The following is a 15,311-nucleotide window of genomic DNA, read 5'->3' as shown; positions in this document are numbered from 1 at the left end:
GTTGTTCCAAAACACAGGAGCTAAAAAAGCCGCTCCATGTAACGAAAATCTCGCTCCACTTCTGCCCAAAGAGAGCGGTTGTGCGGGTCAGTCCGCAACGCTTTCTTTAAATAAATTCTTGCTTTGTCAAACTGCCGTTCTTGAATGAGCTGTCGTCCCCAACGCTGGTAAGCGATCGCCTGCCACTGCTTCACCTCCGAGTCTTGCGGCATACGCCGCGCTAGCCCTTCAATGAGCGCGACCGCTCTTGGAAAGCGTTGTTCTTTCAGCATCTGTTGTAACTGCTGATAAGAATTTGCCTTAAGCTGCTGCTCCAACGGCGATAAATTTGTGAACTGGATTGAGGGCTGTTTACGTGTAATCCGAGTCCCGCCCGATGCCTCTGAGGCTACTGGAGGTTTTGCTTCACCAGAGCGCTGGTTCGTATTTTGCGTGGTCGGTCCTGTACTGCCGATCGCTGCGAGCAAAAACCGATACGCCTCAGTCAGCTCGATAAACTTGTCTTTTGCCTGCTGATTCCCTGGGTTTACATCTGGGTGATAGCGCCTTGCCAACCGCCGATAAGCTGCCTTGATCGCATCAAACGAGGCACCAGACTCCAACCCTAAAATGTGGTAACACTCTGCAAGGTTCATTGAGATGGGAAATGGCAGAATTATTCACGATTCTGCCACTACTGAGAGGAGATGACATCAGTTGGGGCATCAGGAAGCCCAGGCGTAGAGAGGTCGCTTAGGAACCCAGCGCTAGATGACCTTCGTAACATAGCGGCAAAACTCATTGCCGACTGGCACCAAGCGGGTTTCTTCTAGGTGTTTTGGCCGAAGCTCTAGACTACGAAGCTGACTCGATCACGCGATCAATCAGTCCATACTCTTTCGCTTCTTCTGCGGACATGAAGTAATCACGATCCATGTCCTTTTCAATTTTCGTCAGCGTTTGCCCAGTGCGATCGGCATAGATCTGGTTAAGCTGCCGTCGAATGCGGATAATTTCGCGCGCTTCGATCTCAATATCCGTTGCCTGACCACGAGTGCCACCAGACGGCTGGTGAATCATGATGCGCGAGTGGGGAAGCGCCAGACGTTTGCCCTTTGCGCCTGCTGCCAACAAAAACGAACCCATTGAAGCCGCCAGACCCACACAAATGGTGACGACATCAGACTTGATGTGCTGCATCGTGTCGTAAATCGCCATACCTGCGGTGACGGAGCCACCAGGCGAATTGATGTAGAGCACGATGTCTTTACCTGGATCTTCAGAATCCAAATAGAGCATCACCGCTACGATTTGATTGGCAATTTCGTCATCAACCTCTTTGCCCAAGAAAATAATGCGCTCCCGATAGAGGCGATTGTAGATGTCAATCCACTGAGTATACGGTTCGCCTGGCATGCGATAGGGAACCTTGGGAACACCAATTGGCATAAGAAGCTCCGTTGTTAGATAAGTTTTGAGTGCTGAGTTTCGAGTTTTGAGTTGGTTAATTTTTCACTCAAAGCGCAAAACTAATTTAGATAATGCCAGCAGGTAGAGGAGTGGCAAGGTCTTTTTCGCTTTCGAGGACGCGATCGATCAGCCCATACTCTTTTGCCTGTTCAGGAGACATATAAAGCAGTCGATCCATGTCCTTCGCAATTTTTTCGATCGACTGTCCGGTGTTTTGCGACAGAATTTCAACCATCGTCGCTTTATTGGCTAGAACCTCTTTGGCACGAATTTGAATGTCGGTTGCTTGACCGCGTGCGTAACTCTTGCTTTGATGAAGCACGATCGTGGCGTTGGGCAAACTCACACGAAAGCCCTTCGTACCTGCGGAAAGCAACATGGCTGCCATGCCCATCGCCGACCCAATACAAATGGTTTGAACCGGAGGCTTGATGTAGCGCATGGTATCGCAGATCGCAAACGCCTCGGTTTCAAACCCAATGGGTTCACCGTCGTAACGGGACGTGCCTGTAGAGTTGATATAGATTTTGATGGGCTTCTCAGGATCTTCATACTGAAGATAGAGCAGTTCTGCCACAATCAACTCGGTCACGGCAGGCACCAACGGCATTCCCAGGTAAACAATCCGCTCTTTTAGCAGCAAAGAGGGTAAGTCGGGTGGTGGAGTACGGTAGAACGAATCGCCGCCGTAATAGGGGGACTGAGCGGCTTGAATGGATGAAGTCATAGCGGAGTTGCCTAGAACGTTTTGCCTGAGGGTGTGTCGCCTAAAACATGAGCGCTGTTTCTACATCTTAGCGTGACAGTTGACTCTGTGGAGAGTGAGGGGCAGGGGAGCAGGGAAGCAGGGAAGAAAGAGAGTTTTGAGTTAAAAGTTTTGAATTTTGAGTTGATTGAGCGGTCAGCTATCAGCGGTCAGTGTAGAAGGTTTAAGTTTTGAGTTAAAGAGCGATCAGTGATCTGATCGGCTTCCTTCTAACAACCAAAAACTTCTTTTGCCTTTTAATCACTAACAACCAAACCCTAACAACTATTCCCAATCCTTTTTCACTTTCGCCTATGCTGGGTATGAATAGGCGTAGGCTGTTTGCCTCTTGTACCAGGAGCTTCGTGCCATGAAAGTTAGTTTGCAGTCTGTTCTCAATGATGCGAATGTCGATGCAGCTCAAGCGAGCAGTCAGCGCCAGCTTTCGGTATCGATCGCGGCGCTCCAAGCGTCTATGAGCCGCAGTGCCGCACTGAATTTGTGCCTGATCCTGGATCACAGTGGCTCGATGGGTGGACGGGCGCTCGATACCGTCAAACAGGCGGCCCTTCGCATTGTGGATCGGCTTTCACCGGGCGATCGCATTACGCTGGTAGCGTTTGACCATAAGGCTAAGGTGCTGGTGCCCAATCAGGTCATTGACAACCCTGCCAGTGTGAAGCTGCAAATTAATCAACTAAAGGCGGCAGGCGGTACGGCAATCGATGAAGGGTTGCGGCTCGGCATTGAGGAATTGGCAAAGGGCAAGAAAGATACCGTTTCTCAGGCATTCTTACTGACAGATGGTGAGAATGAGCATGGTGATAACGATCGCTGCTTGAAATTGGCAAAACTTGCAACGGATTACAATCTCACGCTGAACACGCTGGGCTTTAGCGACGGCTGGAATCAGGATGTGCTGGAGAAAATTGCCGATGCAGGGGGTGGCACGCTGTCGTTTATTCAGTATCCAGAGCAAGCGGTGGCTGAGTTCGATCGCCTGTTCAGCCGTATTCAATCTGTCGGGTTGACTAACGCCCATTTGCTGCTGACCTTAGCGCCTAGTGTGCGTCTGGCAGAAATGAAACCGATCGCGCAAGTAGCACCTGACACCATTGAATTGCCCGTGCAGCAGGAAGGGGGGCACTATCTTGTGCGGTTGGGCGATCTGATGGTGGATGTACCCAGAGTCGTGCTGGCAAATCTGTACATCGGCACACTATCCGCCGGGGAGCAGGCGATCGCTCAGGTGCTGGTGCGCTACGACGACCCGGTCTCTAGTAAAGAAGGCTTGTTATCAGAGAAAATTGCGGTGACTGCGAATGTGATCACGCCCTACCAGCCTGCGATCAACGCAGACGTACAGCAACATATTCTGGCACTGGCAAAGTATCGCCAAACGCAGATCGCTGAAACCAAGCTCCAGCAGGGCGATCGCACGGGTGCGGCAACGATGCTACAAACCGCTGCCAAAACTGCCTTGCAAATGGGTGATCAGGGGGCGGCCACCGTATTGCAAGCCAATGCTACAAAACTTCAGGCAGGCGAAGAGTTATCGGAGGGCGATCGCAAGAAAACGCGTATTGTGTCTAAAACAACTTTGCAATAGGCAAACAACTGCATACTTAACCCCGCTTTTTCACTTTCCAGGTGCCACCATAGACGTAGAGAGGATTATCTTGACTGATTTTGACCCAACATTCTGGACAGGCGAAAATCCACTCTCCTGATGCATCGCATCGCACGCGGTAGAGCATGGGGGCTGTTTGCTGGCAGAGAGAACAAGGTTTTTGGCGCGATCGTGGCATAGGACGGTTTACTAAGTTGCCAGCATTCATTAAGTTGCCAGCATGGATGTCTTGGGTCGGGCAAAGATCATGCGTCCGGCTGAGGTTTGCAGAGCGCTGGTGACAATTACCTGCAACTCACCGCCTACGTGACTACGCCCTTCTTCTACAACCACCATTGTGCCGTCATCTAGATAACCCACTCCTTGAGTTGGCTCTTTGCCTTCTTTCAAGATTTTCAAATCCAGGCTGTCGCCAGGAAGGTAGGACGGACGAACGGCTTGCGTCAGATCGTTGACGTTCAAGACAGGCACGCGCTGTACGGTAGCAACTTTGTTCAAGTTGTAGTCATTGGTCAGCAGGGTGCCGTTGATTTCCTGCACCAGACGGACAAGCTTGGCATCGACGGTCGGCACGTCGTCATAGTCAGCGGAGTGGATGATGATGCGATCGGGGTAAGCTGCCTTCATGCGGTTGAGAATGTCCAATCCGCGCCGACCCCGTACTCGTTTGATATCGTTTGATGCATCAGCAACCTGCTGTAACTCTGCCAGCACAAACTGAGGGACAAGAATTTGTCCCTCCAAGAAGCCTGTGCCGAGAAGTTCTTCAATGCGTCCATCGATAATGCAGCTTGTATCAAGTACTTTCGTCGATGCGGGTTTTAACGTGCCCTCCGCTAGCAGCGTCGTTTCGACTGTATTGGGATTGATCAGTCTAAGCAGGGTTCTACCATGCGTATCAGCCAGCGTGATCCCCGAAAAGGAGAAGAGAATACTACCGAGTACGGCAGTCAGCGGCTTTAAGAAGGAAAACTCAGGCGGAATGGGAAGCAGAAAAATTGGGGCTAGCATCAGGTTTGCCACGAGCAACCCAATCACTAGACCAACAGCACGGCTCAACAGTACATCGGCTGGCAACGCACGAAAGCGCCGCTCAAAGCGGCGATAGGCTGTTTGCACAATGAGGCCAACTGCCAGACCAATTAAGGCTCCAAAGCCCGCAGTGACCCACTGCAGCCCATTTTCATTGCTGACTTGTTGCAGCACGCTAATGGGCAGTTCTTGGATACCGTTAAACCCGATCCCTGCCCCTGCTAGGATAAATGAAAGAATAATAATGGCGTCAAGCATAAGCTCAGGTTGGTTGGGGAACTGATTCCAAACATAGCGTAAGGAATCTACCGATCTGGATGTCGAGCCAGCGAGAGATTTGGACTACAAGTACGATAAAAGGAATGCAACGATTCCGCTGGCATAGCAGTCAGGCAGCATGATTCCATTATACTCCCCGTACTTGTAATGCTTTTGTCTAGGGCAAATTCTGAGGAAACACTTAACCTGGTTGATCGCTCCGGCGCTGATTGCCCGACAGCCGCATACCTCCACATTCCCTTCTGTCGTCGTCGCTGCTTCTACTGCGATTTTGCGGTTTCAGTGGTGGGTGATAAGCTTCCAATCGCCCGTAATGATGGGGTTTCAGAGCCACTAACAGGCAGCAATTCTGGGACGATCGCCCACTACATCGAAAGGCTTTGCCAGGAAATCCGCGCCACTACAACCTTTGGCAAACCGCTTCAAACTGTTTTTTTAGGGGGTGGCACGCCTTCCTTATTGGCTGTTGAACAACTCAAACGGATTCTTATCACATTAGAGCAGCAGTTTGGTATTGCGACTGAGGCTGAGATAGCGATGGAAATTGATCCCGGTACATTTGATCTAGTGCAAGTAAAGGGCTATCGATCGGCTGGGATTAACCGGGTCAGCCTTGGCGTACAGGCATTTCAGCCGGAATTATTGCAAGCCTGTGGTCGATCGCACACCGTCGCAGATATACACCAGTCTGTCGAGTGGGTGCAGCAAGCTGGCTTCGAGAACTTCAGCCTGGACTTAATCTCTGGCTTGCCCCATCAGACGCTAGAGGATTGGCAAGCATCGTTGGAGATGGCGATCGCCCTTAAGCCAACCCATCTTTCTTGCTACGACCTAACCATTGAACCTGTTACAGCCTTTGGACGGCAATACAAACCGGGAGCACAGCCACTTCCCTCTGACGAAACCACCGCTGAAATGTACCGCATGGCTCAACGGCTACTCACTACCGCAGGCTATGACCATTATGAGATTTCCAATTACGCCAAACCGGGGTATCAGTGCCGCCATAACCGCGTGTATTGGGAGAACCGATCGTTCTACGGCTTTGGCATGGGCGCGACGAGCTACCTGGAGCATAACCGCTTTTCGCGTCCTCGAAAGACACGAGAGTATTATGCGTGGGTGGAGGGAAGGCAGGAGGCAGAGGGCAGGGGGCAGAGGGCAGGGGAAGCAGGGGAGGCACGGGAAGTGCGGGAAGCAGGGGAAGCAACTCCAACCTCTCGACACCCCATACCTTACCCCCCACACCCTACACCCGATATTCTCGACACGCTGATGCTTGGTTTGCGATTAGCAGAAGGTTTGAGTATTGCAGCCCTCATTGAGCAATTTGGGTATTCGCTGTGGGAACGCGTTTGGATGTGTTTACAGCCGTTCTGTGCTAATGGTTGGGTGATGTCTGAGCCAGCCGATCGACCTAACGGATCTTCCACTGACATACCCATTTCTGGGCGCTTGCGATTAACTGATCCCGAAGGCTTTTTGTTCTCGAACGTGATTTTGATTGCACTCTTTGAAGCATTGGATCTTTGAAACATTGGATATTTGAGGCACTTAAAATAGGTGCTTCCTAAAACAAGTCAATAACATCATTGGACGGTGGATGCCAGCCGCCTTGAATCCAAAGACGACGAGCTTTAACAATTGCCCCCTCATTATGCTCTTGATCATTCAAATCTAAGCGATCGCGCGTTGCACGCCCAACTGCAGTCTTGCCTCGAATCAATAGACCACCCTTTTCCCAAATAAGATGCTCATTCCATTGATGTAGTCGTGGGTTAAATAACTGAGTAGAAACTTGAGATTCTGGATCAAGCCCTTCTGTGAAGTTGTAACGGTAGCTATTACACCGCTGACAAGCCAAAGCTAGATTTTCAAATGTATCTGCTCCTCCACGCGATCGCGGTTGGATGTGATCAATTTCAAACCGCGCTGCACTGGATTCTTCAGAGGAGTGACAGTATTCACACAGGTATTTAGCTCGCGCTCGAACCTGTTGCCGAATCTCTTTTGAAATCGCCATGTCTACGTAGACTCAGCAATAACTTTTGCATTGAGCAGGGTGAAAATGCGATCGAGTTCTAAAATCCCTGTAAGCTCTACTGCTTCATCGGGTGTCAACTGTAGCTCTCGCTGTTTCTCATTCAGGTTCTCCAGTCGCTCTTGCAGATCCTCACTAAACTTAAATAAGAATAATCCTCGAACTGGCTTGATTTGAATGCCAGCATCAATGAAAAAAGAAGGTTGAATCATCAGTTGTGCATTCATAATTCACCTTAGAAACTATGTTATTCCACTCGATTTTGAGTACAGAATTCAAGAAGGTCGCCTCCAAAAAATAGGTAAGAGAAGATTTAAGGTATTTATATACTTACCTTACCAAGACTTGCTCTCACCCTTTCTCTTACTATGCCGAACGCTTTAAGCCTGCTCCCAGAACGGGAGAGGGACTTTAATTTGTTCTCCTTCTCCTCAAGAAGGGGCAGTCGTTTGGTAGGCATCTCCAATTACCTTTCACCTTCGATCTGACCAACCATATCGACTAATCATTCTGTAATAGAACATTGACTAATTCTGAACTAATCGTTGTAGCGCTATATCTTTGTATAATTGTCAACAATTGGTGTGAATCTTCGTTGATGAAACCGTCTTCATCGAGATATAAAGCACCTAACCTATAAGATTCTTCCAGCGTCTGCATCAGGGTGGCACAACTTTGAAACGCAAGATGGCCGTATGCAGATTCGCGATCAAATAAGGCAATTGGAGTTTGTAAAATATTTGCCTCTTGAGGAACTAGGACTGTGATGTAATCACCTCCATCGTCTGAGATTGGAAATAAACGAGAACCATCTTGAAGAACGAAATAAACATTTTCCTTGTCAGAATTCATCTGCTCATAAGTTGCTACCATCTGCTCAAGTGGCGAGAAATGAAACACTAAGAGAGCATTCATACGATTGCTTTCTTCGTAGGTACCATTACGCCATTTATAGAGTTCATACACCTCGGTTGGAAATGGAATGTCAAGCCTTTCGCTCAGTTCTTGAATTCTATGCTGAGGTAACCCTGGTAGAAACGACTCAGCACATTGAGGAGTATGTTCCTGCATCCACGCCATGATTCGAGTCAAAGTTTCAGTAAGTAAAGACATCTTCTGATTCTCAACCCAGTTAGAAGGTAGGCAACTGAATCACAGCAAAAGAGTGAAGGCTAACTCCCGTTTAGACTGAGTTGGCTTTGCCTAAGTACCCATAATGGTCACACAGAAACGGTTGATGGCTGTTTGCTGAACAACTTCAAAATGCGATCGGCCATTTGGGGTGGGGTCAAGCCAAGGTCTGCTTTCGACTCGTCGGGTGTGGCGTGATCCACCAATTTGTCAGGGATGCCAATACGAGTGAGGGGGACGGCAATCTCTGCATCCAGAAGGGACTCGGCGATCGCAGACCCAAAGCCGCCCATCAGGCAACCTTCTTCCAGCGTCACTACTCGACCAATTTTTTGTGCCAGCGGTAGGATAAGTTCTGTATCCAATGGTTTGGCAAAGCGAGCGTTGATGACGGTGGCTTCAATGCCGTGTTCGCTAAGCATTTCCGCTACCTGCATTGAGGGGTACACCATTGAACCGTAGCCCACGAGGAGGACATCATCCCCGTTGCGGAGAATTTCGCCTTTGCCGATCGGAAGTGGTTCCCAACCTTCTTCCATCAGCGGCGCGCCATAGCCGTTGCCGCGTGGATAGCGCATGGCGATCGGCCCAGTGTACTCAATGCCCGTGACAAGCATGCGCTGAAGTTCGGCTTCGTCTTTGGGAGCCATCAGCACCATATTGGGGATGCAACGGAGGTAGGCAATGTCGTACATGCCCTGATGGGTAGGGCCATCGGCACCTACAATGCCCGCGCGATCGAGACAGAAGAAAACAGGCAGATTTTGAATACAGACATCGTGAATAATCTGATCAAAGGCTCGTTGCAGGAAGGTGGAATAGATAGTGGCAACAGGTCGCATCCCTTCGCACGCGAGTCCGGCGGCTAGCGTCACGGCATGTTGTTCGGCAATCCCCACGTCGATGTACTGGTCGGGCAATCGCTTCTGTAGAATGTCTAACCCTGTGCCTGTTGCCATTGCGGCGGTGATGCCGATGACCCGGCGATCGTTCTCTGCAATTTTCGTCAGCGTGTCACCAAAGACTTTGGAGTAACCGGGAGGTTTGGGTTTGCTGGAGGGCGCTGCCTTCCCGGTTGCCAGGTTAAAGGGCGACTGGGCATGGTAGCCAACCTGATCTTTTTCAGCAATTTCGTAGCCTTTGCCTTTGGTAGTGACCACATGCACCAATACGGGCCCAGGATGCTTGTGTGCCTGCTGGAAAGTGGTGATCAACTCTTGCAGGTTATGACCGTCGATTGGCCCCACATAGGTAAAGCCCAATTCTTCAAACACGGCTCCCACCTTGGGTACGGCTAGCCGCTTCATGCCTTCTTTGACGCGCTCAATTTCGGGCGCAAGAGAATCACCCACAAACGGCAGATGCTTGAACTGCTCTTCCAGGTTTTCGGACAGAAACTGCACCGGGGGACTGAGCCGCATTTTATTGAGGTAGCGAGGAATGGCACCCACATTGGGTGAAATGGACATTTCGTTATCGTTCAGCACCACCAGTAGGTTTGTTTTCGGTAAATGTCCAGCATGATTAATTGCTTCGAGTGCCATGCCCCCTGTCAGCGCACCATCGCCAATCACAGCGACGACTTTGTAATTCTCGCCCTGCATGTCGCGTGCGAGTGCCATTCCCAGCGCTGAAGAGATGCTGGTAGACGCATGCCCTGCCCCAAAATGGTCAAATTTGCTTTCACAGCGCTTCAGGTAGCCAGCAATACCCTCCTTCTGGCGCAGCGTATGAAAGCGTGCATAGCGTCCGGTAATGAGCTTATGGGGGTATGCTTGGTGCCCAACATCCCAGGTGACTTTATCGCGATCGAGATCCAGCGTTTGGTAGAGTGCCAGGGTCAACTCTACAACACCCAAGCCAGGACCTAAGTGCCCACCACTGGCTGCGACGGTTTGTAGGTGTTTTTCACGAATTTGGCGAGCAATTTGTTGGAGCTGATAGATTGACAGACCATGCAACTGGTTCGGGTGGGTTAATTCGCTCAGATGCATACATGGGTATCCTTTGGACTGCTAAACGGGATTCGTATACCCTTATCACTGTAGTAGATTCGGGTTGGTGCAGTTGATGACAGATTTGTAACGTTTGCCGCGATCGAACCCATAAGTGTGACGAAAGTGGGGTTTAATCTGGCGCAAAAAGCTTGTTATGATGCGAACGATCACCCTCCACGCTCTTGAAACTGTGAAAGCTCAAATCTGTCAGCCAAAATCTCAGTCTCGCATCACGTTGGTTAGTGGTTTTGCCAGTATCAGCGTTGTTAGTGGACTGCTTGCAGTCGTCTTGCCTATGCCCTCGGCGATCGCTGCTAACGATTACGAACGTTGCACCTCAGACTTACTCGGTGCCAAAATCGCCACTGAAGAAGCCGCCTCTGCATGTTCTAGAGCCTTTTTCCCTAAAGACTTATCGGCTTGCGTGAGTGAGCTGAGTGGTAACACCTTTGCGGCGGCTGATGCTTTGACAGCCTGCCGACAAGTACGTCGCCCTAGAGATTTATCAGAATGTGTCGTCGATATTCGCCGTGAGATTAGTGATAGCACTGCCGCTGAAGTGCTTGACAGTTGCCGTCGGAGCTTGTTGCCAGAGCGATATGCTAACTGCGTCATCGGGTTAAACAAAGCGGCTAAAGTCCCAGCGACCAAAGCGCTAGACTCTTGCATTGATGCCAGCTATTTCCCACGGGAGGTTGATCCGACGTTCCTACCGTTTACCCCCACAGGTGGCGTTAGCGGCTCATCCATACAGCCGGATGGAACGGTGCAATCGACACCATCTACAACGACAAGCCCGACGATCGCACCTGAAACTCAAACTGCACCTAGCACCGCACCTGCATCGACAGCACCTGCCACACCGTCTCAGCCAATTCCCCAACGCTACTAGAAAAAGCCGTGAGGCCAAGGGAAACAAGCAGGGGAAACAAAAGCTTTCTAGACTCTCTTGACCCAATCAAAAAGCCAGCTACCCAATTTGGGTAGCTGGCTTTTTGATGCCGTTCGTTGCGGTCGATCGACCAACCTTACGACTGTAAAAATGCCGTCTGACTGGCAACCTGTTAAAAAAGATGAAATGAGGGGCTAAAAGCGAATGGGGCGACGCGCTGGCGAGAATGATCACCCACTCACTCATTGATCCCCTCAACTCAAAGTTGACACTCCACTAGTACGTTTCCACATGCCAGCGACCAGCCTTCTTCAGCTCACGCTGATATTCCTTCCAGTCTCTGCCAGCTTTCGTTGCTTCGACTGAGAGCGCCGCGTCAATGCCGTCTTCCATCCCTTTCAGACCACAAATGTAGACGTGGGTTTTGTCTTCTTGAAGCAGCTTGTAGATCTCTTCAGCATGTTCCGCGACACGGTGCTGGATATACATTCTGCCGCCTTCAGGGTTTTTCTGTTCTCGGCTAATCGCGTAGGTAACACGGAAGTTGTCAGGATATTTTTCCTTAATTTCTTCCAATTCCTCTTTGTACAGCACGTTTGGCGTTGTGGCTACACCAAACACTAGCCACGCTAGACCCGTAAACTTATAGTCAGGATTGGCTTCCCGTTCTTTGTCTTTGAACATGCGCCACAGATAAGCGCGGAAGGGGGCAATCCCTGTTCCCGTTGCCATCATGATGATTTTGGCATCCGGGTCTTCAGGCAACAGCATTTCTTTGCCTGTAGGCCCGGTAATTTTAATTTCGTCACCTGGCTTCAGGTGGCAAATATGGGTAGAGCAAACGCCATAAACCGTTTCCTTGGTTTCGGGGTGCTGATATTCAAGCTGACGGACACAGAGAGAGACCGTTTTGTCGTCTACATCGTCGCCATGCCGAGTGGATGCGATCGAGTAAAGCCGTAGCTTTTCAGGCTTGCCATTCTTGTCGGTACCAGGCGGAATAATCCCAATACTTTGACCTTCCAGATACCGCAAATCCCCTTCGGAGATGTCGAACTTCACGTGCTGACAAATACCAATGCCACCTTCTTTAACGAGCGGTTCGTTTGAAACCACCCGGCCCACAAAGGGGGCATTAGGACGATAGATATTCACGGGAATATCTGCCTTTGCCTTTGCCTGAGTCATAGGCTTTTTCTGTGCTCCTGGTTGGTTGCCCTTTCCAGTTTCTACTTGTACCGCAGGTTTTTTCTGTTCTGGGGTAACGTTCCCATTGATTTTAGAATCATCGGTCAACGGCTGAATGCTGACAATTTTGCCGCCCAGTCGTGCGATTTGTTGCATGGCGTCATTCATACGACTATAAGGCACGTTGATGAACGTGCTGCCACTTTGACGAATGGAGTAGCTTGTGCGATCGGTTTGGCTGTTCTGCCGCAACCCGACTACTTCATAGCGAAAGACGCGGCTACCAAATGCCGTGTTTGCAGTACCACTGGCTGCGCTTGAGTTGTACATTTTGCTCAATGTCTCCGAACCAGACCTAATGTGTTGTTATTGTGCCGTATCTTGGGCTATTGCGGAGCCTTTGCTATGGGTCGTGTGCTCAGGGTGATCACATCGGCACGTAACCTACAGCGGCCCACCTTTAGTTGCCGCAGCCTTCCCTACAAGCATGGCTTAGACGATAAGCAGCGAATCACCCAAATTGTTCCTATGTTTAAGTCTACAGACTTAAGACCCCAGAAGAGCAGCCAATGCCTTAGCTCTAAAGCAAGATCCTGCTCCTAATCGCCTTTTTGAATCTTGACGATCGCAACTAGTGTTGCTTCTCAGTTGGAAAAATCAATTCCTGCGAAGCCTTGTGATGATGATCCCGTTTTTGGTAAGATAGCAACAGCAGTAGGATTAAATACTTACTCAATTCAATTCAGAGTCTTCCGCAACTGGGAGTGTATTTTGCTTTCCTGGTGACTCTGCTTCCTGGTAATGTTGTGTGAGAACTTTCATTGTCATAATCGCGGTTTGTATTGCAATCTTTTGATGCAAGCCAGTGCGATCGTGAATTCAGCTTTGTTGCCGCTTAACTCAAGACACAGTTAGTAGATATCTTTTCGATTAGAGGAAACCTATGACCAGTAAGCCAGACCGCGTGGTTCTGATCGGCGTTGCCGGAGATTCCGGGTGCGGTAAATCCACCTTTCTGCGCCGACTCACCGATTTGTTTGGGGAAGATTTCGTCACCGTCATCTGCCTGGACGACTACCACAGTCTGGACCGGAAGCAGCGCAAAGAAACAGGCATCACCGCCCTCAACCCAAAGGCAAACAACTTTGATTTGATGTATGAACAGATCAAAGCCTTAAAGCACGGTGAGACCATCAACAAGCCAATCTATAACCACGAGACGGGCCTGATCGATCCGCCCGAAAAAATCGCCCCAAATCACATTGTGGTGATTGAAGGCTTGCATCCCCTGTATGACGAGCGAGTGCGTAGTTTGCTAGACTTTAGCGTCTACCTGGACATCAGTGATGAAGTGAAGATTGCCTGGAAAATTCAGCGCGACATGTCCGAACGTGGACATACCTACGAAGATGTCTTGGCAGCCATCAACTCCCGCCGTCCTGACTTCAAAGCCTACATCGACCCACAGAAGGGGTTTGCGGATGTGGTCATTCAAGTATTGCCCACGCAACTCATCAAAGACGACAAGGAGCGGAAGGTCTTGCGTGTGCAAATGATCCAACGCGATGAGGTAGAAGGATTTGACCCAGCCTACCTGTTCGATGAAGGTTCGACGATCGACTGGATTCCTTGCGGTCGGAAGCTGACCTGCTCCTACCCTGGCATCAAAATGCATTATGGGCCTGATGTTTACTATGGTCATAGCGTCTCGGTACTAGAGGTTGACGGTCAATTCGACAAGCTTGAAGAAGTCATCTACATCGAGCAGCACCTCAGCAAAACCTCTGTGAAATACGATGGTGAGCTAACCGAGCTGCTGCTACACCACCGCGAATATCCCGGTTCTGCAAACGGTACAGGGCTATTTCAAGTCTTGACAGGTTTGAAAATGCGCGCAACCTACGAACGGTTAACCGCAAAAGAAGCCAAAATTGCGGCGAGAGTGTAGTAGCGCTTCATACTCAGGACTTACGCAAAAGCGGTCATCTTTCGCCCTCTAGCCCCCAATTCATAGCCCTTTGGGCATACCATTCGGGAAGCAAGCTACAAGAAAGGGGGAACCGAGCCAATTAAACCCCCATTTTTGGGGCTTTTGGAGGCAAATGCGTAAGTCCTAATACTTTAGTAGCTTCGTACCTTTGTCAAAAGGGAACGTATAAACATCCCCTTTTTTGTTGCACAACGATATAGGAGAAGATACGGATGCTCTTACCGTTGTCGTGCCCAATCGCTACTTTTCCAAAGGAAGAAGAAGAGGCAACTCGCCAGTAATGCACCCAAGTTCCATTTAATCGAGTTTTTGAAGAGAGTCTGCTTCTGGTTCGCGCGACTCTCTTCAATCTGAGATTGAACTCTGGACCGCACGGTTGTCAAACGCCCTAAAATTTCGGTCTTCAACGCCTGTGGCTCTTTCGTAGGGTCGATCGGAATCCCCGCTTTGGTTGCTAGCGCCTGAATATCACCCGTGCTGCTTTGGTCCAGTTGTTGTTCCAGTTTATTGAACTGGGAGAGCTGCTGTTCTGCCTGTCGATTCACCTGTTGATCATTCTGAAAATCCAGACGAGCCGTCCCAAAAACGCCCAGTGGGATGACCAGCAAACAGACGATCGCCAGCACCAGGCAAAGCCACGACAGCACGTTGAGAAGGATTTTTTCAACCCGATTGCGATCGTAAAACTCGCCAAAAAAGACCAGCGCTAACCCCAGCAATGGCACAATGACGCGTTCAATCAGGCTACCAATCGCTTGCACCTCCCACGCAGGGTTAAAGAACTTGGGTGGATACAGCACCTGGATCAAATCCATTAAGGCATAGCCTAATAAGCCATAGCCAACCAAACGGAATCGGTGTATCGATCGATTTTCGGTCGCTGATTCAGCCATAAAGCGAGGTTTCCTCTATTACCAGTTCTCAGTTTTAAGTTTTG

16 protein-coding genes are annotated in these 15,311 nt (G+C 49.9%); 4 read left to right on the top strand and 12 right to left on the bottom strand.

Going from position 1 to position 15,311, the window contains the following annotated elements; genetic code table 11:
* Positions 1-20 precede the first annotated feature (20 nt).
* From AC5JLP_RS14750 to AC5JLP_RS14740, 3 genes are all read right to left on the bottom strand, one after another.
* A complete protein-coding gene (locus tag AC5JLP_RS14750) occupies positions 21-635 on the bottom strand; it encodes a J domain-containing protein (RefSeq protein ID WP_496068680.1) in 615 nt (204 codons plus the stop codon).
* 199 nt (positions 636-834) lie between these two features.
* Complete coding sequence (locus AC5JLP_RS14745) at positions 835-1,428, bottom strand: ATP-dependent Clp protease proteolytic subunit (protein ID WP_496068679.1); 594 nt, start codon at positions 1,426-1,428, stop codon at positions 835-837.
* 85 nt (positions 1,429-1,513) lie between these two features.
* The gene (locus AC5JLP_RS14740) at positions 1,514-2,176 is read right to left on the bottom strand and encodes an ATP-dependent Clp protease proteolytic subunit (RefSeq protein ID WP_496068678.1); all 663 of its coding nucleotides are present in this window, start codon (positions 2,174-2,176) and stop codon (positions 1,514-1,516) included.
* Between the two features lie 388 nt (positions 2,177-2,564).
* Between AC5JLP_RS14740 and AC5JLP_RS14735 the strand changes: the two genes are divergently transcribed.
* Positions 2,565-3,803 (top strand): vWA domain-containing protein, encoded by a 1,239-nt coding sequence (locus tag AC5JLP_RS14735; RefSeq protein WP_496068677.1) that lies wholly within the window; start codon positions 2,565-2,567, stop codon positions 3,801-3,803.
* 16 nt (positions 3,804-3,819) lie between these two features.
* Here AC5JLP_RS14735 and AC5JLP_RS14730 read toward each other — a convergent pair whose 3' ends face one another.
* Both AC5JLP_RS14730 and AC5JLP_RS14725 read right to left on the bottom strand, forming a co-directional pair.
* A complete protein-coding gene (locus tag AC5JLP_RS14730; protein WP_496068676.1) occupies positions 3,820-4,032 on the bottom strand; it encodes a DUF8622 domain-containing protein in 213 nt (70 codons plus the stop codon).
* Positions 4,032-5,114: a PIN/TRAM domain-containing protein gene (locus AC5JLP_RS14725; RefSeq protein WP_496068675.1), complete on the bottom strand. Its 1,083-nt coding sequence runs from the start codon at positions 5,112-5,114 to the stop codon at positions 4,032-4,034. The genes AC5JLP_RS14730 and AC5JLP_RS14725 overlap by 1 nt, the downstream gene beginning before the upstream one ends.
* Positions 5,115-5,282: 168 nt before the next feature.
* On the opposite strand from AC5JLP_RS14725, the gene hemW reads away from it, so the two are divergent.
* Positions 5,283-6,668, top strand: a complete 1,386-nt coding sequence (gene hemW / locus AC5JLP_RS14720; protein WP_496068674.1) for a radical SAM family heme chaperone HemW — start codon at positions 5,283-5,285, stop codon at positions 6,666-6,668.
* Between the two features lie 37 nt (positions 6,669-6,705).
* Here the strand turns inward: hemW and AC5JLP_RS14715 are convergent, their stop codons facing one another.
* The 4 genes from AC5JLP_RS14715 to dxs all read right to left on the bottom strand — a co-directional run bounded on the left by AC5JLP_RS14715 (position 6,706) and on the right by dxs (position 10,301).
* On the bottom strand, positions 6,706-7,158 hold the full coding sequence (locus tag AC5JLP_RS14715; RefSeq protein ID WP_496068673.1) for an HNH endonuclease: 453 nt from the start codon (positions 7,156-7,158) through the stop codon (positions 6,706-6,708).
* Between the two features lie 2 nt (positions 7,159-7,160).
* Positions 7,161-7,403 carry a hypothetical protein gene (locus AC5JLP_RS14710; RefSeq protein ID WP_496068672.1) on the bottom strand — a complete coding sequence of 81 codons (243 nt, stop codon included), beginning with the start codon at positions 7,401-7,403 and terminating at the stop codon, positions 7,161-7,163.
* A gap of 274 nt (positions 7,404-7,677) precedes the next feature.
* Positions 7,678-8,289 carry an SMI1/KNR4 family protein gene (locus tag AC5JLP_RS14705; protein WP_496068671.1) on the bottom strand — a complete coding sequence of 204 codons (612 nt, stop codon included), beginning with the start codon at positions 8,287-8,289 and terminating at the stop codon, positions 7,678-7,680.
* Positions 8,290-8,396: 107 nt separating this feature from the next.
* The gene (gene dxs / locus AC5JLP_RS14700; protein WP_496068670.1) at positions 8,397-10,301 is read right to left on the bottom strand and encodes a 1-deoxy-D-xylulose-5-phosphate synthase; all 1,905 of its coding nucleotides are present in this window, start codon (positions 10,299-10,301) and stop codon (positions 8,397-8,399) included.
* Positions 10,302-10,458: 157 nt separating this feature from the next.
* Between dxs and AC5JLP_RS14695 the strand changes: the two genes are divergently transcribed.
* Positions 10,459-11,196, top strand: a complete 738-nt coding sequence (locus AC5JLP_RS14695; RefSeq protein ID WP_496068669.1) for a hypothetical protein — start codon at positions 10,459-10,461, stop codon at positions 11,194-11,196.
* Positions 11,197-11,274: 78 nt separating this feature from the next.
* Here the strand turns inward: AC5JLP_RS14695 and AC5JLP_RS14690 are convergent, their stop codons facing one another.
* Positions 11,275-11,442 (bottom strand): hypothetical protein, encoded by a 168-nt coding sequence (locus AC5JLP_RS14690; RefSeq protein ID WP_496068668.1) that lies wholly within the window; start codon positions 11,440-11,442, stop codon positions 11,275-11,277.
* A gap of 30 nt (positions 11,443-11,472) precedes the next feature.
* A complete protein-coding gene (gene cpcD/petH, locus AC5JLP_RS14685) occupies positions 11,473-12,714 on the bottom strand; it encodes a bifunctional rod-capping linker CpcD/ferredoxin--NADP reductase PetH (RefSeq protein WP_496068667.1) in 1,242 nt (413 codons plus the stop codon).
* Positions 12,715-13,327: 613 nt separating this feature from the next.
* On the opposite strand from cpcD/petH, the gene AC5JLP_RS14680 reads away from it, so the two are divergent.
* Positions 13,328-14,332 carry a phosphoribulokinase gene (locus AC5JLP_RS14680; protein ID WP_496068666.1) on the top strand — a complete coding sequence of 335 codons (1,005 nt, stop codon included), beginning with the start codon at positions 13,328-13,330 and terminating at the stop codon, positions 14,330-14,332.
* 260 nt (positions 14,333-14,592) lie between these two features.
* Here AC5JLP_RS14680 and hpsJ-A read toward each other — a convergent pair whose 3' ends face one another.
* Positions 14,593-15,267, bottom strand: a complete 675-nt coding sequence (hpsJ-A, locus tag AC5JLP_RS14675) for an HpsJ-like protein, cyanoexosortase A-associated (protein ID WP_496068665.1) — start codon at positions 15,265-15,267, stop codon at positions 14,593-14,595.
* Positions 15,268-15,311: the final 44 nt, after the last annotated feature.

The sequence above is a fragment of the Stenomitos rutilans genome (assembly GCF_059505485.1).
Note: the sequence above shows the minus strand (reverse complement) of the source record. Positions and strands in the feature narration are given on the sequence as shown.

What these genes read in the sequence shown, in the direction of transcription:
- AC5JLP_RS14735 (WP_496068677.1), top strand. Translation starts at nt 2,565, where the DNA reads ATGAAAGTTAGTTTGCAGTCTGTTCTCAATGATGCGAATGTCGATGCA.
- AC5JLP_RS14710 (WP_496068672.1), bottom strand. Translation starts at nt 7,403, where the DNA reads ATGAATGCACAACTGATGATTCAACCTTCTTTTTTCATTGATGCTGGC.
- dxs (WP_496068670.1), bottom strand. Translation starts at nt 10,301, where the DNA reads ATGCATCTGAGCGAATTAACCCACCCGAACCAGTTGCATGGTCTGTCA.
- AC5JLP_RS14690 (WP_496068668.1), bottom strand. Translation starts at nt 11,442, where the DNA reads ATGAGTGAGTGGGTGATCATTCTCGCCAGCGCGTCGCCCCATTCGCTT.
- AC5JLP_RS14745 (WP_496068679.1), bottom strand. Translation starts at nt 1,428, where the DNA reads ATGCCAATTGGTGTTCCCAAGGTTCCCTATCGCATGCCAGGCGAACCG.
- AC5JLP_RS14725 (WP_496068675.1), bottom strand. Translation starts at nt 5,114, where the DNA reads ATGCTTGACGCCATTATTATTCTTTCATTTATCCTAGCAGGGGCAGGG.
- AC5JLP_RS14740 (WP_496068678.1), bottom strand. Translation starts at nt 2,176, where the DNA reads ATGACTTCATCCATTCAAGCCGCTCAGTCCCCCTATTACGGCGGCGAT.
- hemW (WP_496068674.1), top strand. Translation starts at nt 5,283, where the DNA reads ATGCTTTTGTCTAGGGCAAATTCTGAGGAAACACTTAACCTGGTTGAT.
- AC5JLP_RS14680 (WP_496068666.1), top strand. Translation starts at nt 13,328, where the DNA reads ATGACCAGTAAGCCAGACCGCGTGGTTCTGATCGGCGTTGCCGGAGAT.
- cpcD/petH (WP_496068667.1), bottom strand. Translation starts at nt 12,714, where the DNA reads ATGTACAACTCAAGCGCAGCCAGTGGTACTGCAAACACGGCATTTGGT.
- AC5JLP_RS14695 (WP_496068669.1), top strand. Translation starts at nt 10,459, where the DNA reads ATGATGCGAACGATCACCCTCCACGCTCTTGAAACTGTGAAAGCTCAA.
- AC5JLP_RS14750 (WP_496068680.1), bottom strand. Translation starts at nt 635, where the DNA reads ATGAACCTTGCAGAGTGTTACCACATTTTAGGGTTGGAGTCTGGTGCC.
- AC5JLP_RS14715 (WP_496068673.1), bottom strand. Translation starts at nt 7,158, where the DNA reads ATGGCGATTTCAAAAGAGATTCGGCAACAGGTTCGAGCGCGAGCTAAA.
- AC5JLP_RS14730 (WP_496068676.1), bottom strand. Translation starts at nt 4,032, where the DNA reads ATGAATGCTGGCAACTTAGTAAACCGTCCTATGCCACGATCGCGCCAA.
- AC5JLP_RS14705 (WP_496068671.1), bottom strand. Translation starts at nt 8,289, where the DNA reads ATGTCTTTACTTACTGAAACTTTGACTCGAATCATGGCGTGGATGCAG.
- hpsJ-A (WP_496068665.1), bottom strand. Translation starts at nt 15,267, where the DNA reads ATGGCTGAATCAGCGACCGAAAATCGATCGATACACCGATTCCGTTTG.